This window comes from Streptomyces sp. NPDC049577, assembly GCF_040675635.1.
Classification (GTDB): Bacteria; Actinomycetota; Actinomycetes; order Streptomycetales; family Streptomycetaceae; genus Streptomyces.
The window spans coordinates 1-23656 of sequence record NZ_JBFAPH010000055.1; the positions used below are offsets into that span (position 1 = coordinate 1).

Genomic DNA, 23656 nt, shown 5'->3' on the forward strand with positions numbered 1-23656 from the left:
TCTGCGCATCATCGAGCCGGTGGCGCGGCGGCTCGGGGCGGTCAACGCGATCGTCGCGACCGATGTGACGGAGTCGGGCAACACGTCGGCGGCGGAGTTCCCGGCGAGCAGGGAGACGGCCGTGTCCGGCCACTGTGCGCGCAGGGCGATCAGCCAGCCGGGCAGCAGATACTCCGCGATGGTCATGCTCGCGGCCACCCGCAGCCGCGAGTCGCGCCGGGCGCGCAGCGCCTGCGCGCCCGCGTCGAACGCCTCGGCGGCCTCCACCACGCGCCGGGCCCAGTCCGTGACCAGCACCCCGGTGGCGGTGAGCCGCGAGCCGCGCGGCGAGCGCTCGACGAGGGCGACGCCCAGCAGCCGCTCCATGGCGCGCAGCCGTCCGCTCGCGGCGGGCTGGGTGATGCCCAGCTCCCGGGCCGCCCGCCCGAGACTGCCCAGCCGGGCGACGGCGAGCAGCAGCTCCAGCGAGCCGAGGTCGGGCACCCGGTGGGCCAGCCGGGACGGAGGGGCCGGGGACGGCGGCGAGCTCATAACCCGAGCTTATGCCCTCATACCCCGATGGTCCCTGGTCGCACTCGGACCCCTCGGGAGAGGCTGTGGTCATGAGCAGCTCCACCGACTCCCCCGGCTCCGGCTCCCCCCTCCGCCACCTCGGCCCGAACTGGTACGCCACGGTCATGGGCACGGCGATCGTCGCGTCCGCCGGAGCCGCGCCACCGGTGCACGTGGCGGCGCTGCGCGGGGCGTACGAGACGGTGTGGGCGCTCTCCGTGATCACGCTGGTCGCCCTGCTCGCCGCCCGGGCCGTGCACTGGGCGCGCCACCGGGACCGGGCGCGGGCCCAGCTGGACGACCCGGCCGTCGCCCCGTTCTACGGCTGTCTGGCGATGGCCCTGCTGGCGGTGGGCGGCACCACCCTGTGCGTGGGCCCCGGTGTGATCGGCGAGGACGCGGCCGTGGCGGCCGACGCCGTGCTGTGGTCGGTGGGCACGGTCGCGGGGCTGGGCGCGGCGGCCGCGGTGCCGTATCTGATGGTGACCCGGCACCGGATCGGGCCGGGCGACGCCTCGCCCGTCTGGCTGCTGCCGGTCGTCGCGCCGATGGTCTCGGCGGCGCTCGGTCCCGCGCTCGTGCCGCATCTGCCGGACGGGCAGGCGCGGGCGGCGATGGTGCTGGCGTGCTATGGGCTGTTCGGGATGAGCCTGCTGGCGACGCTGCTGATCCTGCCGCTGCTCTTCGCGCGGCTGCTGCGGCACGGGCCGCTGCCGCTCGCGCTGACGCCGACGCTGTTCCTCGTACTCGGGCCGCTGGGCCAGTCCACGACGGCCGTGAACAACCTCGCCGACGCGGCGCCGGCCGCGAGCGCGCTCGCGGGGCCGTACGCGCCCGCGATGTCGGCGTTCGCCGTGCTGTACGGCGTGCCGGTGATGGGCTTCGCGCTGCTGTGGCTGGTGCTGGCCACGGCCCTGGTGGCGCGGGCCGCGCGGGCCGGCATGGGCTTCGCGATGACGTGGTGGGCCTTCACCTTCCCGGTGGGCACGTGCGTCACGGGCGCCGCCGCGCTGGCCCGGCACACCGGGGTGGACGGCCTGGCCTGGCTGGCGGACGGGCTGTACGCGGTGCTGGTGGCGGCGTGGGCGGTGGCCGGGGTGCGGACGCTGGCCGGGCTGGTCAGCGGCCGGCTGCTCGCAGCGCCGCGCCCAGCACCCGTGGCGCTTGGGTCAACGACGGCCCGTACCACGTGAGGTGGCGGCCGCTGACCAGCGCGCACGGCAGTCCGGGGAAGGATTCGGGCCCGTCGCCGGCCGTGAAGCGGTACGGCTCGTCGGGCAGGACGACCAGCTCCGCGCCGCAGGCGTTCAGCTCGTCGAGGGGGACGCGGGGATAGCGCTCGGTGTGCCCGGCGTGGACGTTGACGATGCCGAGCCGGGCCAGCACGTCGCCGGCGAAGGTGTCCCGGCCGAGCACCATCCAGGGCCGCCGCCACACCGGCACCACGGCCCGCAGCGGGGTCTTCGGCGCGGGCGCGTCCCGCCAGGCGTCCCGCGCGTCCGCCAGCCACGCGGGCGCGCTCAGCCCGCAGCCGTCCACCAGTACCCGCTCCAGTTCGGCGAACGCCTGCGGCAGCGTACGCACTTCGGTGACCATCACCCGCAGACCGGCGGCCCGCAGGGCGGCGAGGTCGGGGGCGCGGTTCTCCTCCTCGTTGGCCAGCACGAGATCGGGGGCGAGGGCCGCGATCCGGGCCACTTCGGGGTTCTTGGTGCCGCCGACGCGGGTGACGTCGAGACCGGCGGGGTGGTCGCACCAGTCGGTCGCGCCGACGAGCAGCCCGGGCGCGGTGACGGCGACGGCCTCCGTGAGGGAGGGGACGAGCGATACGACGCGGCGGGGCATGGGGATCTTCTCCCCGGCCCCGCCGCGTCCCACGCCTTTCGGTGTGCGGCTCCGCCGCGCGGGGTTACGCCCCCACCGGTGCCATCCTGTCGATCAGACCCGGGTGCGCGTCGAGCCAGCGGGCCGCCGACTCCTTCTCCTTGCCCTTGCCGCCCTTCTGGATCTCCGCCTCCAGCGAGGAGAGGTCCTGCTCGGACATCTTGAAGTCCTTCACCCACCGGGCGACCTTCGGGAAGTCCTTCGCGAAGTCCTTCTTGCCGATCGCGTGGATCTCCTCGCCCCGGCCCCAGGCCCCCTTGGGGTCCTTGAGCTTCTTCAGGTCGTAGGTGCCGTAGGCCCAGTGCGGGGACCACAGCGTGGTGACGATGGGCTCCTTCTTCTTGATGGCGCGGTCGAGCTCCGCGAGCATCGTGGAGGTCGAGGAGGAGACGACCTTGTACTCGCCGTCCAGGCCGTACTCCTTGAGTACCTTGTCGTTGAGCTTGCCCATCATGCCGGCGCTCGCCTCGATGCCGACGATCTTCCCGCCGAACTGCGCGCTCTTGCCCTTGAGGTCGGCGAGCGAGTCGACGCCCTTGACGTAGGACGGCACGGACAGCTCCAGCGAGGTGGGACCGTACCAGGAGCCCAGGTCGGCGAGCTTGTCGCCGTAGCGCTCCAGGTACTGCTGGTGCGTGGTGGGCAGCCAGGCGTCGAACTGCACGTCCATCTGGCCCTGGGCGAGCGCGGTGTAGAGCGGGCCGGGGTCGAGCTGCTTGACGTCGGGCTTGTAGCCGCGGCGCTCCAGGACGTTCTGCCAGAGGTAGGTGGAGGCGACGGCCTCGTCCCACGGGAAGTAGCCCAGCTTGATCCGCTGGCCGTTCCCGATGTTCCTGCCGGCCGCGACGCTCTGCGTCTCGCCGCCGCCCGCGAGGTGCATGCCGCCCGCCACCAGGGCGAGGACGACGATACCGACGGTGGCGACTGCGGTGCCGGGCCGGTAACGCAGGAACTTCGCGGAGCGGGGGAAGACGGCACCGCGCGCGGTGGCGGCGGCCTTGGCCGCGGCGCGGCGGCCCAGCGGGGAGACGCGGCGGCTGAGCGCGCCGGTCATCCGGTCCAGGTACATGGCGAGGATGACGACGGCCAGGCCGCTCTCGACACCGCCGCCGATGTCGACCTGGGTGACGGCCGCGTACACGGACTCGCCGAGGCCGCCGGCGCCGGCCATGCCGGCGATGACGACCATGGACAGGGCCAGCATGATGACCTGGTTGACGCCCGCCATGATGGTCGGCAGGGCCAGCGGGAGCTGGACCCGGGTGAGGGTGTCGCGCGGGGTGGTGCCGAAGGCCCGGGCGGCCTCGACGAGTTCCTCGTCGACCTGGCGGATGCCGAGCTCGGTCATCCGCACGCCCGGCGGCATGGAGAAGACGACGGTGGCGATCAGGCCCGGGATGGGACCGATGGAGAAGAACATCACGCCGGGGATCAGGTAGACGAAGGCCGGCATCGTCTGCATGACGTCCAGGACGGGCCGCAGCGCCCCGCCGACGGTGCGGTTGCGGGCCGCCCAGATGCCCAGCGGCACGGCGAGCAGCAGGGTGATCGCGCTGGCGACCAGGACGAGCGCCAGGGTGGAGGTCGCCTCGTCCCACAGGCCGAAGGAGTCGACGAGCGCGAGCCCGGCGAAGGCGAGCACGGCGGCGCCGAGCCCGCGCAGCCACCAGGCCAGGACGGCGAGGATGCCGGCCATCAGCAGCGCGTCGGGCGCGCCGAGCACGGCGTGGACCCCGTCGTACATGCCGGTCAGGACGGTGTTGACGGCGTCGAAGAAGCCGCCGAGGTGGGACTGGAGCCAGCCGACGGCGCTCTCGGCCCACTGTCCGAGGTGGATCCTAGGCATCGGCGGTCACCTCCTCCTCGCGTGCGACGGCCGGGACGGGCTGCTCCCCGAGGACGGCCAGCAGCCGGTCGCGGGTGACGACGCCGGTGGTCTCGCCCTGGTCGTCGGTGACGGTCACGGGGGCGCCGTCCCGGGCGAGGGGCGCGAAGAGCTCGGCGACGGGCGTCTCGGTGCCGACGGTGGCGGCGGACGCCGTGGCGGGGCCCGCCGGCTCCATGATCGAACCCGCGGTGAGGACGCGGGAGCGGTCGACGTCCTGGATGAAGGAGGCGACGTACTCGTTGGCGGGCCGGACGAGGATGTCCTCGGCGGTGCCGTTCTGCACGATGCGGCCGTCGCGCATGACGGCGATCCGGTCACCCAGGCGCATGGCCTCGTTGAGGTCGTGGGTGATGAAGACGATGGTCTTCTTCAGCCGCTTCTGCAGGTCCAGCAGCTGGTCCTGCATGTCGCGGCGGATCAGCGGGTCCAGGGCGCTGAAGGACTCGTCCATCAGCAGCACGTCGGCGTCGGTGGCCAGCGCGCGGGCGAGGCCCACGCGCTGCTGCATGCCGCCGGACAGCTCGTCGGGCCAGGAGCGCTCCCAGCCCTCCAGGCCGGCCAGGGCCAGCGCCTCGGCGGCGCGCTCCTCGCGCTCGGCGCGCGGCACGCCGCGCACCTCCAGACCGTAGGCGGCGTTCTCCAGCACGCTGCGGTGCGGGAAGAGCGCGAAGTGCTGGAAGACCATGCTGATGCCGCGGGAGCGCACCTCGCGCAGCTCGCGCGGGGACAGGGCGGTGAGGTCCTGCCCGTCGTAGAGCACCCGGCCCGCGGTCGGCTCCAGCAGGCCGTTGAGCATGCGCAGCAGCGTGGACTTGCCGGACCCGGAGAGGCCCATCACCACGAAGATCTGGCCGGCCTCGACCTCGAACGACGCGTCGATCACCGCCGCCGTGGTGCCGTCGGCGCGCAGTTCCTCGCGGCCGGCGCCGCCGGCGAGTCGCTCGACGGCGGCTTCGGGTCGTCTGCCGAACACCTTGTAGAGGTGCTCGGCCTTCAGCCTGGACACATATACCTCTCGGGTCGTACTCACGACGCCCGGCCTTCCCCCGCCGGGGCCGGACGTGGAGCGGGGCGGCATCGGGCCGCGACGAGCGCCGCGCCGTCCCACGGCGCGGCGGATCCACTCCGGCGCCGCGCCTGCCCCGGTTCCCCCCGGACAAACGGAACGTGGCCCACCTCACACGGCCGTTCAGCGGACTGTCGGTGGGGTGCGGCATCATCGGTGCCGTGACGCGACGCCTGATGCTCCTCGACACCGCCTCCCTGTACTTCCGCGCCTATTTCGGCGTGCCGGAATCCGTGAAGGCCCCGGACGGCACCCCGGTGAACGCGGTGCGCGGCCTGCTGGACTTCATCGCCCGGCTGGTCCAGGACCATCACCCGGACGACCTGGTGGCCTGCATGGACGCCGACTGGCGCCCGCAGTGGCGGGTGGAGCTGATCCCCTCGTACAAGGCGCACCGGGTGGCGGAGGAGGCCGGGGACGGCCGGGCCGACGTGGACACCGAGATGGTGCCCGACACCCTCTCCCCGCAGGTGCCCGTCATCGAGAGCGTGCTGGACGCGGTCGGCATCGCCCGGATCGGCGCCGCGGGGTACGAGGCGGACGACGTGATCGGCACACTGGCCGGCCGGGCGGCGGGCCCGGTGGACATCGTCACCGGCGACCGCGATCTGTACCAGCTGGTGGACGACCGGCGCGGGGTGCGGGTGCTGTACCCGGTCAAGGGCGTCGGCACGTTGCAGACGGTGGACGAGGCGGTGCTGCGCGAGAAGTACGGGGTGGACGGCGCGGGCTACGCGGACCTGGCGCTGCTGCGCGGCGACCCCAGCGACGGCCTGCCGGGCGTGCCGGGCGTCGGCGAGAAGACCGCCGCGAAGCTGCTGGCGGCCCACGGCGACCTGGCGGGCATCCTGGCGGCGGTCGACGACCCGGCGTCCGGGCTCACCCCGGCCCAGCGCAAGCGGCTGGACGGGGCGCGCTCGTATCTGGCGGTGGCACCGAAGGTGGTGCGGGTGGCGTCGGACGTGCCCCTGCCGCCGTGCGAGGCGGCGCTGCCGTCCGCGCCGCGCGACCCCCGGGCGCTGGAGGAGCTGTCGGAGCGCTGGGGTTTGGGCAGTTCTTTGCAGAGGCTCCTGGCCGCACTCTCCCACTGACTGTTAAGTTAGGTATACCTAACTTCTAAACAGGGGGAAAGTATGGCAGACCGTCCCGCGGCCAAGCCCAGGCCGCTCACCCGGGCCCGCGTGCTGCGCACCGAGCGGCTCACGCCGCACATGGTGCGCGTGGTCCTGGGCGGTGAGGGCCTCGCGGAGTTCGGCGCGGGCGCCCATACCGACCACTACGTCAAGCTGCTCTTCCCGCTGGACGGCGTCGCGTACCCCGAGCCGTTCGACATCGCCGCGATCCGCCGGGACATGCCGCGCGAGCTGTGGCCGCGTACCCGCACCTACACCGTGCGCTCCTTCGACCGCGCGACCCGCGAGCTGACCCTCGACTTCGTCGTCCACGGCGACACGGGCCTGGCCGGCCCCTGGGCCGCCGCCGCCCGCCCCGGCGACGAGATCCTCTTCCTGGGCCCCGGCGGCGCCTACGCCCCCGACCCGGAGGCGGACTGGCACCTCCTCGCCGGCGACGAGACCGCGCTGCCCGCCATCGCGGCCTCGCTGGAGCGCATCGCCGACGGCGCGGTCGTCCGGGCCTTCGTCGAGGTCGCCGACGAGCACGAGGAGCAGAAGCTCGACCTGCCCGCCGGCGTCGAGGTGGTCTGGCTGCACCGTGACGGCCGGCCGGTGGGCGAGGCCCTCGTCGAGGCCGTGCGCACGCTGGAGTTCCCGCCCGGTGACGTGCACGCCTTCGTGCACGGCGAGGCCGGCTTCGTCAAGGACCTGCGCCGCCATCTGCGGATGGAGCGCCAGGTGCCGCGCGAGCGGCTGTCCATCTCCGGCTACTGGCGCCGGGGCCACGACGAGGACGGCTGGCAGGCGTCCAAGGGCGAGTGGAACCGGCAGGTGGAGGCCGAGCAGGAAGCCGCCTGACCGCCCGCGGATATCCTCGGGCCATGCGCATCCTCCTCGCCGGCGCCGCCGCCACGGCCCTCCTCCTGACCGCCGCCACCGGTGCGCACGCCGACCCGGACGCGGACTCCGACTCTGCGCTGACCCATGAGGGAACGGTTCAGCGGGGTCGCGAGACAGTCTTCACGGTGACGACCAGTCAGGAGGCGCTGGACGCGGCCGGGCGGCTCGTCGTCGAGTCGCCCGCCTTCGCCAAGAAGCTCACCCTCAAGGCGGAGCGCTTCCGCGAGGGCAAGGACGGCGTCCTCTACACCAAGGTCGCGGGCATGGTCCTGTGCGACGTGGAGCCCGGCACCTATCCGGTGACCCTCAAGGACGGCGACGACTCCGACCCGGCCGACGAGCTGGACCTGACGGTCGTCCCCGACATGGACCCGGGCAACCGGGCGTTCTGCGAGGGCCCGGCGTCGTACGAGGACGCGATCGACAGGACGAGCGAGACGGCGCCGGACGAGGAGGACGAGGATTCCGGCAGCGGCCTGAGCCTCACCGGCCTGGCCGCCGTCATCGCGGGAACGGCGGCCCTCTCCGCGGCGCTGGCCGCGACGGCGACGTACCTGGTGACGCGCCGGCGGCGGGGCTGACGGGCCGGGGACGCTCAGCCCCGGCCCACGACGATCACCTCGTCCCCGGCCTCCCAGCCCCGCACCACCCCCTTCGCCGGATTGATGCGCACCCCGTAGTCCGGCTCCTCCCCCGCCCCCGCGCGGCAGCGGTAGCCGATCGCGCACTCGCCGCGGCGGCGGGCGGCCTCGACGACCGTCGCGAACGAGGCCCGCGCGCCCACCCGCACGTAGTGGGAGGCGGGCCGCAGGCGGATCTCGTTGCCGCCGGCCGAGAACAGCTCCTCGAAGAGGCCGGCCAGGTGCCCGTTCTGGGAGATCTGTGCCATCAGCAGGCCGATCAGTTTGCCGCTCACGATGAAGTCGGCCCCGGGGCTGACGGGGGCGAGGACCCGGTTGCGGTCGTCGGTCATCTCGGTGACCACCGGGAGCCCGTCCCCGGACGCCTGCTCGAGGGCACGCAGCAACAGCAGGGTGACCAGCGTCCGGTCGTCCGGCGTGGCCACGCCCGGGCCGGGGTCGGGGCCCAGGACGATGACGCTGCCGTAGGAGGCGGCGTCGACGCCGGCGAGGGTCTCGGGGCTCGTCACGTCGCCGTCCCGGAAGGTGACCGTCAGCCCGGGACCGGCCGCCGCTCCGGCGGCCCGCACGGCAACGGCCGTCGCCGGTCCGCCGTCGGCGACGACGTCGAGGACGGAACCGGGGCCGGTACAGCGCGCCAGCTGGTCGACGATGAGCGGGGCGCGCCGGTTCCAGCCCAGCAGCAGGGCCCGCTCGGTCCCGGCCTCGACCGGTGGCCGGGACACGATCACCGTGTCGTCGACGGGCGGGGGGCGGTCGGCGAGAACAGCTGTGTCGTCGTCACGGGTGACGACGACGAGCCGGTCCCCGCGGGCGATCACGGTGTCGGAGGGCGGGTTGAGCGCGAGGGCACCGGTGTCCCGTACGAGCCCCACCACGCACGAGGTGTCGTAGCCGAGCAGTGCCTCGCCGAACGGGCGGCCGGCCAGCGCCGGTTCGGCGACGGTGTAGAACTCGTCGCCGGCGAAATCCAGGAGTTCCTGGTAGACGAGGGAGAGACCGGGCCGGAGGGCGGACTGCACGATGAGCCGGGCGGTGATGTCGTCGATCTCCAGGACGACGCCGCCGGGCCCCGCCGCCAGTCCGGCGGCCAGCCGGTACCGGGCGTCGCGCACGGCCGCGACGACCTGGGCCCGGTCGGTGTCGCCGACGGCGGCCCGCAGCGCCAGCAGGGTCTTGACCACCTCCGCGTCACCGGACGGCTCCTCGCGCGGCATGACCAGGACGGCGCCCGCCGTGCCGGGGCTCACCCGGGAGAGCACGGCCGGGTCGGTGGGGGATCCGCTGCGGCAGATGAGCCTGGTCCGGCCGGTGGACCCGAGCTTGGTGCGGAGCGCGTCCTCCATGTCGGTCTTGTCGCGATCGGCGAGGACGGCGACGGCCGCCCGCCGCTGATTGGCGTTGGCGGCGACCAGCTCCGCCACGACCGTGAACACCTGCTCGGACCAGCCGAGCACCGCCACGTGCCCGTCCTCCAGCACCGTGGAGCGGCCCCGGCGCAGGGCCAGGAGCTTCTGGTTGATCCCGGCCGTGATCAGACTGACCAGGGTGGAGACGTAGAGCAGGGCGACGAGCGCGAGCAGCACGGACAGGGCGACCCGAAGGGGCGGACCGGTCTGCCCGCCCAGCCGGAGGGTGTCTCCCGTGCTGCGCCACACCGCCGCGAGCCTGCCCGTCAGGGACGCGGGGGCGCGGCGGTCCGTCCACACCAGCAGCACGCTCGCCGGCAGCACGACGGCGAGACAGGCGGCGGCGAGCCAGCCGATGAGGGCCGGGGCGCCGCGGGTCAGCGTGTTGTCGAACCAGTACCGCACCCGCTTCCGGGCGGAATGCCGCCGCTGCGCCACGCCCACCCCCATGACTGCCGGTCCCCTCCAGCAGAGTGGGGGTCCGGCAGCCGGTGACAAGCCCGGAGCGGGCCGCGTTCACCCCTTCGAGGGGAGCTCCGGGCGGTGTGCCGGGGCGTACCCGCCCGCGCGGTCGCCCGGGTGCGCTCCTCAGCCCACCGACGAGTACGCCACCACGCCCCTCAGCAGCGCGTCGACGGCCTTGCGCGCGGCACGCGCGACCGTGCCGCCCTCCGGAGCCGCCGCCGCGATCTGGCCCAGGACGTCGATCAGCTGCTTGGTCCAGCGCACGAAGTCGCCGGCCGGCATCTCGATCTCCCGCAGCACCTCGTCCAGACCGTGGCCGGAGGCCCACCGGTAGGCGGCCCAGGCGAAGCCGAGGTCGGGTTCGCGCTGGCCGACACCCTCGGCCTGGTTGATCTTGTGCTGTTCCTCCAGGGCATCGAGCCGGCCCCAGATGCGGACCATCTCGGCCAGGGCGTCCTTCGCCCCCCCGCCCGGCAGCTTCGGCGGCATCGCGTCGTCGGCGGCCCGGGCCTCGTAGACCAGCGCCGAGGCGCAGGCCGCGAGCTCGGCCGGCTGCAACCCCTCCCAGACGCCGTCGCGCAGGCACTCCGAGGCCAGCAGGTCCAGCTCGCCGTAGAGGCGGGCCAGCCGGCGGCCGTCCTCGGTGACCTCGTCACCGTGCAGATAGTCGAGGTCGGTCAGGAGCGCGCAGATGCGGTCGAAGGTACGGGCGATGGTGTTCGTCCGGCCCTCGATGCGGCGCTCCAGCTGGCGGGTGTCCCGCTTGAGGCGGTGGTAGCGCTCGGCCCAGCGGGCGTGGTCCTCGCGCTCGTCGCAGCCGTGGCAGGGGTGCGCGCGCAGGGCGGTGCGCAGCCGCGCGATCTCGGCGTCGTCCACGGCGGCCGAGCGCTGCTTGCGGTGCCGCTCGGGCACGATGTGCCCGGCCTTGGTGCGCAGCGCGGAGGCCAGGTCGCGCCGGGACTGCGGGCTGCGCGGGTTGAAGGAGCGCGGGATGCGCATGCGCTCCAGCGGCTCCACCGGCACCGGGAAGTCGATGGCGGCGAGCCGCTTGACCTGCCGCTCGGCGGTGAGGACCAGCGGCCGCGGCCCCTCGTAGTAGTCGTAGCCGCGGCTCCGGTCGGTCCGGGCCGGGGCCACGCCCGGGTCGAGGACGAGCGCCAGGCCGGCGAACTTGCCGGTCGGCACGTGGATGACGTCACCCGGCTTGAGCCGCTCCAGCGCGGCCGCCGCGGCGGCGCGGCGCTGGACGGCGCCCTGCTTGGCGAGCTCCGTCTCACGGTCCTTCAGCTCGCGGCGCAGTCGCGCGTACTCGTCGAAGTCGCCGAGGTGACAGGTCATGGCGTCGCGGTATCCGGTCAGCCCCTCCTCGTTCTTCTGCACCTGGCGGGAGATGCCGACGACCGACTTGTCCGCCTGGAACTGTGCGAAGGAGGTCTCCAGCAGCTCCCGCGAACGGTGCCGCCCGTACTGGGAGACGAGGTTGACCGCCATGTTGTACGAGGGCTTGAAGCTGGACCGCAGCGGGTAGGTACGCGTGCCGGCCAGGCCCGCGAGGGCGACCGGGTCCATGCCGCGCTGCCACAGCACGACGGCGTGGCCCTCGACGTCGATGCCGCGCCGCCCGGCGCGTCCGGTGAGCTGGGTGTACTCGCCGGGGGTGATGTCGGCGTGCTGTTCGCCGTTCCACTTGACGAGCTTCTCCAACACCACCGAGCGGGCCGGCATGTTGATGCCCAGGGCGAGGGTCTCGGTGGCGAAGACGGCCTTGACCAGGCCCTTGACGAAGAGCTCCTCGACGACCTCCTTGAAGGTCGGCAGCATGCCGGCGTGGTGGGCGGCGATGCCCCGCTCCAGGCCCTCCAGCCACTCGAAGTAGCCCAGGACGTGCAGGTCCTCGTCGGGGATGGCGGCCGTGCGCTCCTGCACGATCTCGCGCACCTTCGCCCGCGCCTCGTCGTCGTTGAGCCGCAGCCCCGCGTAGAGGCACTGGTTGACGGCCGCCTCGCAGCCGGCGCGGCTGAAGATGAAGGTGATGGCGGGCAGCAGCCCCTCGGCGTCGAGGCGTTCGATGACCTCGACGCGGCTGGGCGTCCAGATGCGGCTGCGCTGGCGGCGCTCGCGCTCCCGGTCGGCCTCGCGCATCACGCGGCCGCGCCGGCGGTCGCGCCCCAGCGGGGTGCTGTTCTCCATGCGGGCGAGGCGGACCAGGTCGGGGTTGACCTCGCGGCGGCCGGCGCCCGCGCCGTCGGGCGTGGCCCGCTCCTCGAAGAGGTCGTACATCCGGCGCCCGGCCAGCACGTGCTGCCACAGCGGCACGGGCCGGTGCTCGGAGACGATCACCTCGGTGTCGCCGCGCACGGTGTCGAGCCAGTCGCCGAACTCCTCGGCGTTGGAGACGGTGGCGGAGAGGGAGACCAGGGTCACCGACTCCGGGAGGTGGATGATGACCTCCTCCCAGACGGCGCCGCGGAAGCGGTCGGAGAGGTAGTGCACCTCGTCCATGACCACGTGCCCGAGGCCGACCAGCGTCTGCGAACCGGAGTAGAGCATGTTGCGCAGCACCTCGGTGGTCATCACGAGCACCGGTGCGTCGGGGTTCACGCTGTTGTCGCCGGTCAGCAGGCCGACCCTGGCGGGGCCGTAGCGCTTGACGAGATCGCTGTACTTCTGATTCGACAACGCCTTGATGGGCGTGGTGTAGAAGCACTTGCGGCCCTGGGTGAGGGCCAGGTGGACGGCGAACTCGCCCACGATGGTCTTGCCGGAGCCGGTCGGCGCGGCGACCAGCACCCCCTTCCCGGCCTCCAGGGCCCGGCAGGCCTCTATCTGGAAGGGGTCGAGCTCGAAGTCGTACATCTCGCGGAACGGCGCGAGCGCGGTGGCCTGCTCGGCGGCGCGGACCCTGGACAGGGCGTAGCGCTCAGCAGGGGACATGTCGTCGGTCATCTTGTTCACGAGCCTACCGGGCACCTCCGACAGCCACGCGATCTTTATCGGGCTCCCAGGAGCCGTACGGCCCCGGGCACGGTCTCGGCGGTCAGCGGCAGCGGCCCGAGCGGCTCGCCGTCGGCCCAGCCGGTGAGGCCGTCGGCGTCGATCGTCACCCGGGCCGCCCGGTAGGTGCGTACCAGGGGGTGGCCGAGGTGGGTGCCCCGGTAGACCTTGGGGAAGACGGCCAGCAGGGTGGAGCGCCGGCAGGGGCCGACGACGGTGACGTCGAAGAGCCCGTCGTCGAGGCGCGCGTTTCCGCAGATCCGCATACCTCCACCGTACGAGCCGCCGTTGCCGACCGCGATGAGAGTGGCCGGTATTCGCCGTTCCGGCCCGTCGTCGAGCCGGATGCGGTAGGAGACCGGCCGCAGGGCGGCCAGCTCGGCGAGCAGGGCGAGGTCGTAGCGCAGCCGTCCGGTGGGGAAGCGCATGCGGTTGCCCCGGTCGTTGACCCGGGAGTCGAAGCCGGAGGCCAGGACGGTGCCGAACCAGGTGTCGCCCACGCGGCCGAGGTCGACGGGGCGCCCGCCGTCGTCCTTGAGCGACGCGGCGATCACGCGCGCGGCGGCCGCGGGGTCGCCGACGGGCAGCCCGGCGGCGCGGGCGAAGTCGTTGCCGGTGCCGGCGGCCACCACGCCGAGCGGGGTGAGGGTGCCGGCGACCGCGCGCAGGGCCAGCGAGACCATGCCGTCCCCGCCGACGGCGACGAGCGCGCCGGTGCCGTCCGCGACCGCCTCCCGGGCCCGGCGCAGCGCGTCGGCGGCGTCCAGGCCCAGGACCGTGCGGACGGAGTACCCGGCGGCGCGCAGCACGCGGGCGGCGGGCTGCGCGGCGCGGGCACCGCGGCCCCGGCCCGCCGTGGGGTTGACGAAGAGGGTGATGTCGCAGGTCACGCGCGGGACCCTACCGGCTGGGCCCGGACACGACGGCGCGGGGCGGTCGCTGTCACAGCGACCGCCCCGCGGAGCACCGGGTTCCGCTGCCGCGGTCAGGTCACGTCGTCGTATCCGCCGCGATGGGTGGCGGCGGGCTCGCCGTCGATGTGCTGCGGGGCGACCGGCTCGGGCGTGAGGTCGAGCGGCGCCGCCTCGTCGTCCGAGAGCAGCCGGTCCGGGTTCGCCTCGCGCTTGCGCTTGTCGTTGAGCATCGCGATGCCGACGGCGATGAAGTACAGCAGGATGATCGGCCCGGCGAGCATGAACATCGAGAACGGGTCCACGGTCGGCGTGGCCACGGCCGAGAACACGGTGACGCCCATGATCATGCCGCGCCACCAGCCCAGCATGCGCCGGCCGGTGAGCACGCCGCCGAAGTTGAGCATCATCAGCAGCAGCGGCAGCTCGAAGGAGAGCCCGAAGACGACCACCAGGCGGGTGACGAGGTCGATGAGCTCGTCCAGCGGCAGCAGGTTGTCGACGCCGGAGGGCGTGAAGTCGATCAGGACCGTCGAGGCGGCGGGCAGGATCTTGTACGCGAAGTAGGCACCGGCCGCGAACAGCGGGACGCCCGCCGCGACGAAGCCCAGCGCGTACTTCTTCTCGTTCTTGTGCAGCCCGGGCGCGAGGAACGCCCACAGCTGGTACAGCCAGACCGGGCTCGACATCACGACGCCCGAGACCAGCGAGACCTTCACCATGAGGGTGAACGGCCCGACGAGGCCGGACATCGTGATGTTGCCGCACGTCTTGTGGTCGTCCTTGCCCGCGAGTTCCGCGAAGGAGACCTTGCAGCCGATCGCGTCCTGGATCGGGTGCTTGAAGACGTCGATGATGTCCCGGTAGTAGAAGGCCGCCACCACGGCCACGATCACGATCGCGGCTACGGACTTCGCCAAGCGGTTGCGCAGTTCACGCAGGTGCTCCGAGAGCGGCATCCGCCCCTCGGGGTCCTTCTCCTTCTTGCGGGCAGGCTTGAGCAACCCACGTCCCTATCTCGTGCGGCAGACGGCCGCCGGCGGCCGTCTCGGTCGTCCCTGGGTCAGCGCTGCGTCGTACGGTCCGTCGGCTCGTTCACCGGACGCGACGTCACGTCGCCGGGCGCGGCCTTGATCGTACGAGGAGCCTGGTCGGCCGGCGGGTCCGCCGGGGCGGAGGCGTTGTCCTGGCCCTCCGACCGCATCGCCTTGGCCTCGCTCTTGAGGATCCGCGCGGACTTGCCGAGGGAGCGCGCCATGTCGGGAAGCTTCTTCGCACCGAACAGGAGGACGATGACGACGAGAATGAGGATGATCTCGGGAGCTCCGAGCCTTCCGAACATATGCGTTTACCTTCTCACCGAGGCGGCTGGGTTGAGGGGCGGCCGACTGATCGGACATTTGTCCATCAGCCGTACGGCAGCGATCGTAACGCGCAGGGGTAAACGCTGGGCAATCCCCATGCGTACTCTCGGCCTCTCCCGGACAGCCCCCCGCCTCGCCGTCGGGGCCGTCGATCCAGCGTACCGTCCGGTTCCGGAACCCGGACCGGCGCCATCGCCGTACGTGTCAGCTCTGACGCGCCCCGTGCACGGACCGGGCGTCCTGGACGCCGCGCGCCGCCCGGGCGGCCAGGGGGACGGCCGCCCGTTCGAGATCGTCGGCGGCACGGTTGATACGACGTGAACTTTCGGCCACCTGCTGGGCCAGCCGACGCACCTCGGCGAAGACACGCGCGGCGAGGACGGCGAGCACGGCGAGGCCGCAGAAGCCGAGGGCGATGGCGAGCATGGGCCAGAACATGGGGGGAGCCTATCGAGGGGGTGCGGGCCGGGCGGTCAGGCGGTGATGTGCAGCCGCAGGGTGCGGACGCCGCCGCCGGTCAGCAGCTCGATGATCCGCTCCCCGGCGGGCTTCCGGACGGCCGTACCGCAGTCCGGGCAGGTGAAGGAGTAGAAGGTGGTGCGGTGGCTGGCGCCGATGGCCAGCCGCAGCGCGCCCGCCGCGAGCTCGAAGCGGCCCCGGCAGTCGGGGCAGGCGGCCTTGAACACCGCGGCCACCGCTGCCGCCGCCGTCGTCGCGTCCGTCACGTTCCCACTCACGCCCGATCCGTCCCGCTCCACGTCCGATCCGTCACTGCTCTCCGTACGCCGCCAGCGCCTCGCGCGCCGCGTCCCGCGCGCTGCCGGCCAGCGCGGACGGGGCGACGATGTGCCCGTCCCGGCCGAGCCGCAGCGCCAGGCGGCGCAGGGAGGCCGGGTCGGGGGTGCGCAGGGTGATGCGCAGACCGCCCTCGGGCAGCTCCTCGGCGCTGTCGTGCGGGTAGTACTCGGCGACCCAGCGGCCGCCGGGCCCGACCTCGACGACCACCTCGGGGTCCTCGGCGGCCGGCTGCACGAGCCCCTCGGACAGGTCGCGCAGCTCCACGGGCGGCGGGTCGGACATCTCGTCGAGCAGCCGGATCTCGGCCACCCGGTCGAGGCGGAAGGTGCGCCGGGCCTCGGAGAGCCGGCACCACGCCTCCATGTAGGTGTGGCCGACGGCGAACAGCCGGATCGGGTCGACCTCGCGCTCGGTGAGCTCGTCCCGCGCGGGCGAGTAGTAGCGCAGCCACAGCCGGCGGCGCTCGGCGATGGCCCGGTCGACGTCGGCGAAGACGCCGCCCTCGGACTCGAAGGTGACCGAGAGCCGGGAGCTGGCGCCCGCGGCCTCGCCGGCGGCGGCCTCGATCTTCGCGGTGGCGCGCAGCAGGGCGTCCCGGTCGCTCTCGCGCAGGCCGGGCAGGGTGGCCACGGCGCGGGCGGCCACCAGCAGCGCGGTGGCCTCGTCGGCCGCCAGGCGCAGCGGCTCGCCGGTGCCCCCCGCGTCCGGGTTGTGCCACCAGATGCGGTCGCCGTCGGTGTCGATGTCGAGCAGATCGCCGCCGCGGAAGCTGGTGCCGCACATGGGCAGCACGTCGAGGTCGCCGATCAGCTCGTCCTCGGTGATGCCGAAGGCGCGGGCCACGTCGGCGACCCGGGCGCCGGGGCGCTCGCGGAGATAGGTGACCAGGGAGAGCATGCGCCGTGTCTGGTCGATGGCGTTGATGGCCATAAGTCGTCGGTCCCGTCCCTCTCAGCCCTTGGCCACGGCGCGCAGCCGGTCGATCACTTCGGCCCGCAGTTCGGCGGGTTCGAGCACGATCACGTCGGGGCCGAACTCGACGAGCCAGGCGTCCAGCCCGTGCCCGTAGGGGATCTCCAGCTCGTCCCAGCCGTCCCCGAGGTCGCGCACGGCCGTGGCACGGGCACGCAGCGGGTAGCCGTGGCCGGCCCGGACCTTGATCCGGGCGGTGCCGGTGGCGGTCTCCCCCGCCCACGACTCGACGGTCTCGCGCACGGTGACGTGGTCGGGCACGGGCACCGTGAAGGGCAGCGCGCGGGTGCGCACGCGGCCGGTGATGCGGGAGAGCCGGAAGACGCGCTCCGCCTCGCGGTCGCGGTCCCAGCCGGCCAGGTACCAGTGGCCGCGCCAGCACTCCAGCGTCCAGGGCTCGACGTGCCGCTGCTCGGGGCGGGCGGCGTTGGCCTTGCGGTAGTCGAAGAGCACCGTGCGGCGGTCGCGGGCGGCGAGCATCAGCGGCTCGAAGGCGGCCTCGTGGACGGGGATCCGCGGCTCCAGCGCGCTCTGGCCGCCGTACGGGTCCTCGGCGAGCGGCATGCCGGCCGCGCGCAGCTTCTGCAGCGCGCCGCTGGCGGCACCGGCGAGCCGGGCCTGCTGCCAGACCTTGGCGGCGAGGCCCAGGGCGGCGGCCTCCTCGACGTCCAGCGTGATCGGGGGCAGGGCGTTGCTGTCGCGGCGGGCGAGGTAGCCGGTCTCGCCGTCGAGGGCCTCGACCGTCTCGATGATCAGACCGAGCTCGCGCAGATCGTCCTTGTCGCGCTCGAACATCCGGTTGAAGGCGTCGTCGCTCGCGGAGTCGCCGCCGGTCCCCCCGGCCGTGATGTACGCCTCGATCGAGGCCCGCAACTCCGCCTTGGTGAGCGGTCGGCGCGCGCCCAGCAGGCACAGCGCCAGGTTCATCAGCCGCTCGGCCTTGGCAATCGCCATTGACGCCCTCTCTACTTGTGCTCTCAACCGTTGACCGTACCGCTCGCGGCTCGTACGACAAAAGCCGAGGGCCCGTGCCAGGCAGGCACGGGCCCTCGGCCTTCGACCGGGGTGTCTCAGACGGAGATCAGGTCACAAACGAAGATCAGCGTCTCGCCCGGGGCGATCACGCCACCGCCGGCGCCGCGGTCGCCGTACGCGAGGTGGGCGGGGATGACCAGCTTGCGGCGGCCACCGACCTTCATGCCCTGGATGCCCTGGTCCCAGCCCGGGATGACCTGGCCGGCGCCCAGCTTGAACTCGAGCGGGTTGCCCCGGTTCCAGCTGGCGTCGAACTCCTCACCGGTGGAGAAGGCCACGCCCACGTAGTGGACCTTGACGAAGTCGCCCGCCTTGGCGACCGGGCCGTCGCCCTCCCAGATCTCGGTGATCTCGAGGTCGGTCGGCACGGGGCCTTCCGGGAAGTCGATCTCGGGCTTGTCGATGCTCACGAAGGTGCTCCTACGAACGTATCTTGCGGACAACCGTGCAATTCTGGCAGATCCCGATCAGGCGGCCGATCAGACCTTGCCCACGATGTCCACGACGAAGACCAGGGTGTTCTTGTCCAGCCCGCTCTGCGCCTGGCCCTCGTAGCCCAGCTTCGGCGGGATCACCAGCTCGACCCGGTCCCCGACGTGCTTGCCGACCAGGCCCTTGTCCCAGCCCTGGACGACGGAGCCGGTGCCGATCTGGAAGGCGGTGGCGCCGCTGTGGTCCCAGGAGGAGTCGAACTTGGTGCCGTCCTCCCACTTCACACCGGTGTACTGGGCGATGAGCCCGTCACCGGCCTTGATCTCCGGGCCGGTGCCCTTGATCAGGACCTGCTCCTTGAGGTCGGCCGGCGGCTTCTCGCCCTTGGGGATGATGATCTCCGCGGCCTTCTGGGAGGGCGCCTTCACCTCGGGCATGCCCTCCTCGGGCTTGGCCTGCTCGCCGTGGGCCTCGCTCTTCGGGTCCAGCTTCTGGGCACCGACGACGTCGAGGACCCACACCAGGCCGTCCTCCGGCGCGATCCCCGCCTGCGGGTTGAGCTGCTCGCCGATCAGCGCCTTGGCGGTGCCCTCGACCTCGACCCGGGAGCCGACCTTCTTGCCGATCACCGTCTCCAGCACCTTGTCCGGCAGCACCTGGCCGGGCTGGCCGAGCTGCTGGACGGCCTGCCGGCGCGGCTCCTTGCCGCCGCTCTTCTCCGGGCTGGGCTGCCCGGGCTGGTTGCTCCAGGAGCTCAGCAGCAGCCGGTTGTCCTTCATCGACTGCCCGACGTAGTCCAGGCGGACGAAGGACCCCTTCTCCACCTTGTCGCCCGAGCCCTCGGTCAGCGTCTTCACCGCGACCTCGTCCGGCGCCTTGGCATCCTTCGGGCTCTTGATCTCGGGCTGCTCGCCGAACTTCCCCGCCACGGTCACCTTGGCGTCCGAGGAGCCGCCGTCCTTGCCTCCGTCGGACCCGCACGCCGCGGCGGCGAGCAGCAGGACGGGCACGGCCAACGCCGCGGCGAGGCGACGCGTGTTCTTCGTGTGGTTCATGAAGTCCAACTCGGGCTAGGGGGTGGCCTGCGGATCAGCCCGGATCAGGCCGCGGTGTCTGGTGCGGTGCATCGCAAGGCGGAGCATCGCCCTCGGACTGGGCGTCCGTGGGTGATGCGACAACGCAGCGAGGTGCCGTGCCAGGCACCGCGGCCCCGGGCTGATCCGTAGGCCACCCCCTGGGGGGTGGCTGGGCAGTGCCGTCACTCTACGGCCTGAACCCCTCCGATCAACCCCGCCCGACACGGTTGTGCCCGCTGTGCCCCGCGAGTGGGGCACAGCGGGCACAACCGTGCCATGGACCGGTCACATTCCGGCGATGAGCTTTTCGACCCGGTCGTCAACCGAACGGAACGGGTCCTTGCACAACACCGTGCGCTGCGCCTGGTCGTTGAGCTTGAGGTGCACCCAGTCGACGGTGAAGTCCCGGCGCTGCTCCTGGGCCCGGCGGATGAAGTCGCCGCGCAGCCGGGCCCGCGTGGTCTGCGGGGGCACCGACTTGGCCTCGAAGATCTTGAGGTCGTTGCACACCCGGGCGGCCTGTCCCCGCTTCTCCAGCAGGTAGTACAGCCCGCGCCGGCGGTGGATGTCGTGGTAGGCGAGGTCTATCTGGGCGATTCTCGGATGCGACATGGTGATGTTGTTCTTCGACCGGTACCGCTCGATGAGCTGGTACTTCATCACCCAGTCGATCTCGGTGGCGATCCGGTCCAGATCCTCGTCCCGGATGGCCTCCAGCGAGCGGCCCCACAGCTCCAGGACCCGCTCGACCGTCCCGGTGCGGATGCCGCGGCGCTCGCAGAAGTCCACGGCCTTCTCGTAGTACTCCTGCTGGACCTCCAGCGCGGAGGCCTCCCGGCCGCTGGCCAGCCGGACCTTGCGCCGGCCGGTGATGTCGTGACTGACCTCGCGGATCGCCCGGATGGGGTTCTCCAGGGTGAGGTCCCGCATCACGGTGCCCGCCTCGATCATCCGCAGGACGAGATCGGTCGCCCCCACCTTGAGCAGCATCGTGGTCTCGGACATGTTCGAATCGCCCACGATGACGTGCAGCCGGCGGTAGCGCTCGGCGTCGGCGTGCGGCTCGTCGCGCGTGTTGATGATGGGGCGCGAGCGGGTGGTCGCGGAGCTGACGCCCTCCCAGATGTGCTCCGCCCGCTGGCTGACGCAGTACACCGCGCCGCGCGGGGTCTGGAGGACCTTGCCGGCGCCGCACAGCAGCTGGCGGGTGACGAGGAAGGGGATGAGGATGTCCGCCAGACGCGAGAACTCCCCGTGCCGCGCGACGAGGTAGTTCTCGTGGCAGCCGTAGGAGTTCCCGGCGGAGTCGGTGTTGTTCTTGAAGAGGTAGACGTCGCCCGCGATCCCCTCCTCGTGCAGGCGGCGTTCGGCGTCGACGAGCAGGCCCTCGAGGATGCGCTCGCCCGCCTTGTCGTGGGTGACCAGCTCGATCACGTTGTCGCATTCCGGAGTCGCGTATTCCGGGTGCGATCCCACATCCAGGTAGAGACGGGCGCCGTTGCGCAGGAAGACATTGCTGCTGCGGCCCCAGGAAACGACACGACGGAAGAGGTACCGCGCCACTTCGTCAGGCGACAGCCGGCGCTGTCCCCTGAAGGTGCACGTGACGCCGTACTCGTTCTCCAGCCCGAAAATGCGGCGGTCCATGCCTGAACATTACGCCTGATGTCCTGCGCTGAAACCGGGTTCGACCGCACCGTTCCGATCATTTTCCGACCGCGCCACCACCGGGGACGCCACCACGGGCGCGCGCAGGGCGCGTCGGGCCGCCAGCATGACGAGCAGGGCGGCGGCCCCGCCGCCCACCGCGACGAGGAAGCCCGAACGGGCGCCGCCGGCCTGGACGGCCGGCCCCACGAAGGCGGTGCCGATCGCCGCACCCACGCCGAACGAGGTCACCAGCCAGGAGAACGCCTCGGTGACGGTGCCGCGCGGCGCGTGCCGGTCCACGACCACGAAGGCGGTGGCCAGACAGGGCGCGAGGAAGAGCCCCGCCACCGTGGCGAGGACGGTCATGGCGACGGTGCCCGGCACCAGCAGCAGCGGCACATAGAGCAGGGCCAGTCCGCCGACGAGCACCCGCAGCCGCTGTTCGGGGCTGCCGGGCCACTGCCGGGCGCCGTGGACGGAACCGCCGATGAGGGCGCCGACACCCAGGGCCGACAGCAGGATGCTCGCGACGTTGCCACCGCCGTGGTCGTCGCCGTAGGCGACCGCGGCGACCGCGATCGAGCCCAGGGCCGAGCCGATGAAGAAGAACGTGCCGAGCAGCACCAGCAGTCCGCGGGAGCGCAGCGCCCCCAGCCAGTGCGCCTCACGGGGAGCACTGCGCCACTTCCGCGAGGGGGGCGAGGTGACCACCGCGAGGGCGCCGGCGACGCCCAGCAGGTGGAGCACGTTCAGCGCGGCGGCCTCGGACCAGAACGCGACGATCCGGGTGACGATCAGCGGGCCGACCACGTAGATCAGCTCCTGCGCGATCGCGTCCAGGGAGTACGCCGCGTGGAGGTCGTCCTCGTTCCTCAGGACCGAGGGCCACAGGGCCCGCAGGCCGCCCTCGAGCGGGGGCGCGAAGAAGCCGGACACGGCCATGGCCGCGTAGGCCAGGGGCAGCGGCTCCAGACCGACGGCGGTGAAGAGCGCCATGCCCAGCGCGGTCATCAGGGCCGAGGGCAGGATGACCCGGGGCTGGCCGTACAGGTCCACGGCCCGGCCCAGCAGGGGCTGGCCGAACGCGTTGGCCACGCCGTAGACGGCCGACAGCGCGCCCGCGAGCGTGAAGCTGCCGCCCTCGGCGCGCACGAAGAGCACGATCGCCAGCGCCGCCGTGGCGTTCGGCAGCCGGCCCACCAGGGTGCCGGCGAGCAGGCGTGCCGCGTGCCTCGTCTTGAGCATGTCGACGTAACCGCCGCCCGCCGCCGCCATGATCCGCCTCTCGATCGCGCTGTGACCGCGCTGGTTTTACGTATAACTAACTCCGTTATACGTACCATGGCGACACTTCGCGGGTCCACCCGCGGCAAGCCGATGAGAGGGGCGTCGCACCGGTGACGGAAGTCGGACACGACGGCCGGCGGTGGCAGACCGTACGGGGGGTACAGGGCTCGGCCCGGACGACCAGCCGGGACGTGGCCCGCGTCGCGGGCGTCTCCCAGGCGACCGTCTCGCTCGTGATGGGCGACAAATGGCGCGGCCGGGTCTCCGAGCGTACCGCGGAGGCGGTGCGAACCGCGGCCCGGGAGCTCGGCTACCGTCCCAACCTCGCCGCCCGCAACCTGCGCCTCGGCCTGACCCGCACGGCACTGCTGGTCGTGCCGGCGCTCACCAACGAGTTCTTCGCCCGGGTCCACACGGGCGCCGCCCGGGTCGCCGCCGAGCACGGCATGGGCGTGGTCCTCTACCCCTCCCCGGAGGGCACCGGGCCGGCCCGCGACCCCTTCGCCTCCTCCCGCGCCACCCTCGACGGCGTGATCGCCTCCTCCATGGCGGCGGAGGCCCTCACCGACATCCGCGCCGGCGGGCTGCCGCTCGTCATGCTCGACAGCGACCCCGCGCGGCCCGAAGCGGCCGGCACGGTCAACCTCGACATCGCCGACGGCACCCGCCAGGTCGCCCGTCATCTGCTCGCCCTCGGCCACCGCCGCATCGCGCACCTCGCGGCCGACGTCGACTCCTGGACCTTCCGGGTACGCGCCCGGGCCCTGACCGAGGCACTGACCTCGGCCGGAGCGGCCGTCGTCCGCTCCGAGCCCGCCGCCCTCACCGTGGCCGCCGGCCTGTCGGCCGCCGAACGCGCCCTGACCGGCCCGGGCCCCCGCCCCACGGCCCTCGTCTGCGACGACGACGTCCTCGCCGCGGGCGCCTGCAAGGCCGCCCGCCGCCTCGGCCTGCGGGTCCCGGACGACGTCTCCGTCACCGGCTTCGACGACCTCGCCATGGCCACGGCCGTCGACCCGGAGCTCACCACCGTCCGCCTGCCGGCGGAATCGGTGGGCGAGGCGGGCATGCGGGCGCTGATCAAGGTGCTGGACGGGGAGGATCCCGCGCCGGTCACCCTGCCGGTGGACCTGATCGTCCGCGACTCGACGACGGCGGCCCCGCGCTGACGCCGCCTGCCACGACCGCCGGAAACGCCGGACGGGCCGACGATGTCG

The 23656-nt window shown here is 72.9% G+C and carries 21 protein-coding genes and 1 pseudogene; 5 read left to right on the top strand and 17 right to left on the bottom strand.

Going from position 1 to position 23656, the window contains the following annotated elements; all coding sequences use genetic code 11:
- A partial coding sequence (locus AB0K09_RS09675) for a LysR family transcriptional regulator (RefSeq protein ID WP_366064760.1) occupies positions 1 to 531 on the bottom strand: 531 nt, incomplete at its 3' end.
- Between the two features lie 71 nt (positions 532 to 602).
- Here AB0K09_RS09675 and AB0K09_RS09680 point away from each other — a divergent pair.
- The gene (locus tag AB0K09_RS09680) at positions 603 to 1745 is read left to right on the top strand and encodes a TDT family transporter (RefSeq protein ID WP_366064761.1); all 1143 of its coding nucleotides are present in this window, start codon (positions 603 to 605) and stop codon (positions 1743 to 1745) included.
- Here the strand turns inward: AB0K09_RS09680 and AB0K09_RS09685 are convergent.
- The 3 genes and pseudogenes from AB0K09_RS09685 to AB0K09_RS09695 all read right to left on the bottom strand — a co-directional run.
- Entirely contained in the window at positions 1672 to 2397 is a 726-nt protein-coding gene (locus tag AB0K09_RS09685) for a helical backbone metal receptor (RefSeq protein WP_366064777.1), read from the bottom strand. The genes AB0K09_RS09680 and AB0K09_RS09685 overlap by 74 nt on opposite strands.
- A gap of 64 nt (positions 2398 to 2461) precedes the next feature.
- Complete coding sequence (locus AB0K09_RS09690; protein WP_366064762.1) at positions 2462 to 4282, bottom strand: ABC transporter permease/substrate binding protein; 1821 nt, start codon at positions 4280 to 4282, stop codon at positions 2462 to 2464.
- 37 nt (positions 4283 to 4319) lie between these two features.
- Positions 4320 to 5330 (bottom strand): annotated as a pseudogene (locus tag AB0K09_RS09695) (betaine/proline/choline family ABC transporter ATP-binding protein); the annotation flags it as partial.
- 236 nt (positions 5331 to 5566) lie between these two features.
- On the opposite strand from AB0K09_RS09695, the gene AB0K09_RS09700 reads away from it, so the two are divergent.
- The 3 genes from AB0K09_RS09700 to AB0K09_RS09710 are packed head-to-tail and all read left to right on the top strand — an operon-like array spanning position 5567 to position 7986.
- Positions 5567 to 6481, top strand: coding sequence for a 5'-3' exonuclease (locus tag AB0K09_RS09700; protein WP_366064778.1), 915 nt, complete (start codon positions 5567 to 5569; stop codon positions 6479 to 6481).
- A 42-nt stretch (positions 6482 to 6523) separates the two neighbouring features.
- A complete protein-coding gene (locus AB0K09_RS09705; RefSeq protein WP_366064763.1) occupies positions 6524 to 7363 on the top strand; it encodes a siderophore-interacting protein in 840 nt (279 codons plus the stop codon).
- Positions 7364 to 7386: 23 nt separating this feature from the next.
- Positions 7387 to 7986 (top strand): hypothetical protein, encoded by a 600-nt coding sequence (locus tag AB0K09_RS09710; RefSeq protein ID WP_366064764.1) that lies wholly within the window; start codon positions 7387 to 7389, stop codon positions 7984 to 7986.
- A gap of 14 nt (positions 7987 to 8000) precedes the next feature.
- On the opposite strand, the gene AB0K09_RS09715 is transcribed toward AB0K09_RS09710, so the two are convergent.
- The 13 genes from AB0K09_RS09715 to AB0K09_RS09775 form a co-directional block, all read right to left on the bottom strand.
- Positions 8001 to 9905, bottom strand: coding sequence for an NAD-binding lipoprotein (locus AB0K09_RS09715; protein ID WP_366064765.1), 1905 nt, complete (start codon positions 9903 to 9905; stop codon positions 8001 to 8003).
- Positions 9906 to 10043: 138 nt separating this feature from the next.
- A complete protein-coding gene (locus AB0K09_RS09720) occupies positions 10044 to 12866 on the bottom strand; it encodes a DEAD/DEAH box helicase (RefSeq protein WP_366064779.1) in 2823 nt (940 codons plus the stop codon).
- A gap of 44 nt (positions 12867 to 12910) precedes the next feature.
- Positions 12911 to 13804 carry a diacylglycerol kinase gene (locus tag AB0K09_RS09725; protein WP_366064766.1) on the bottom strand — a complete coding sequence of 298 codons (894 nt, stop codon included), beginning with the start codon at positions 13802 to 13804 and terminating at the stop codon, positions 12911 to 12913.
- Between the two features lie 95 nt (positions 13805 to 13899).
- Positions 13900 to 14829, bottom strand: a complete 930-nt coding sequence (gene tatC / locus AB0K09_RS09730; RefSeq protein ID WP_366064767.1) for a twin-arginine translocase subunit TatC — start codon at positions 14827 to 14829, stop codon at positions 13900 to 13902.
- Between the two features lie 59 nt (positions 14830 to 14888).
- Entirely contained in the window at positions 14889 to 15167 is a 279-nt protein-coding gene (gene tatA / locus AB0K09_RS09735; protein WP_366064768.1) for a Sec-independent protein translocase subunit TatA, read from the bottom strand.
- Positions 15168 to 15393: 226 nt separating this feature from the next.
- Complete coding sequence (locus AB0K09_RS09740) at positions 15394 to 15627, bottom strand: hypothetical protein (protein ID WP_366064769.1); 234 nt, start codon at positions 15625 to 15627, stop codon at positions 15394 to 15396.
- Positions 15628 to 15662: 35 nt separating this feature from the next.
- Positions 15663 to 15926 (bottom strand): hypothetical protein, encoded by a 264-nt coding sequence (locus AB0K09_RS09745; RefSeq protein ID WP_366064770.1) that lies wholly within the window; start codon positions 15924 to 15926, stop codon positions 15663 to 15665.
- Positions 15927 to 15957: 31 nt separating this feature from the next.
- Complete coding sequence (locus tag AB0K09_RS09750; protein WP_366064771.1) at positions 15958 to 16917, bottom strand: WYL domain-containing protein; 960 nt, start codon at positions 16915 to 16917, stop codon at positions 15958 to 15960.
- Positions 16918 to 16938: 21 nt separating this feature from the next.
- Positions 16939 to 17913, bottom strand: a complete 975-nt coding sequence (locus AB0K09_RS09755; protein WP_366064772.1) for a WYL domain-containing protein — start codon at positions 17911 to 17913, stop codon at positions 16939 to 16941.
- A 116-nt stretch (positions 17914 to 18029) separates the two neighbouring features.
- On the bottom strand, positions 18030 to 18404 hold the full coding sequence (locus tag AB0K09_RS09760) for an FKBP-type peptidyl-prolyl cis-trans isomerase (RefSeq protein ID WP_366064773.1): 375 nt from the start codon (positions 18402 to 18404) through the stop codon (positions 18030 to 18032).
- A gap of 69 nt (positions 18405 to 18473) precedes the next feature.
- Complete coding sequence (locus AB0K09_RS09765; protein WP_366064774.1) at positions 18474 to 19481, bottom strand: FKBP-type peptidyl-prolyl cis-trans isomerase; 1008 nt, start codon at positions 19479 to 19481, stop codon at positions 18474 to 18476.
- A gap of 306 nt (positions 19482 to 19787) precedes the next feature.
- On the bottom strand, positions 19788 to 21149 hold the full coding sequence (gene pafA, locus AB0K09_RS09770; RefSeq protein WP_366064775.1) for a Pup--protein ligase: 1362 nt from the start codon (positions 21147 to 21149) through the stop codon (positions 19788 to 19790).
- A gap of 9 nt (positions 21150 to 21158) precedes the next feature.
- Positions 21159 to 22427 (bottom strand): MFS transporter, encoded by a 1269-nt coding sequence (locus AB0K09_RS09775; protein WP_366064776.1) that lies wholly within the window; start codon positions 22425 to 22427, stop codon positions 21159 to 21161.
- A gap of 203 nt (positions 22428 to 22630) precedes the next feature.
- On the opposite strand from AB0K09_RS09775, the gene AB0K09_RS09780 reads away from it, so the two are divergent.
- The gene (locus AB0K09_RS09780) at positions 22631 to 23608 is read left to right on the top strand and encodes a LacI family DNA-binding transcriptional regulator (protein ID WP_366064780.1); all 978 of its coding nucleotides are present in this window, start codon (positions 22631 to 22633) and stop codon (positions 23606 to 23608) included.
- The last annotated feature ends 48 nt before the right edge of the window (positions 23609 to 23656 follow it).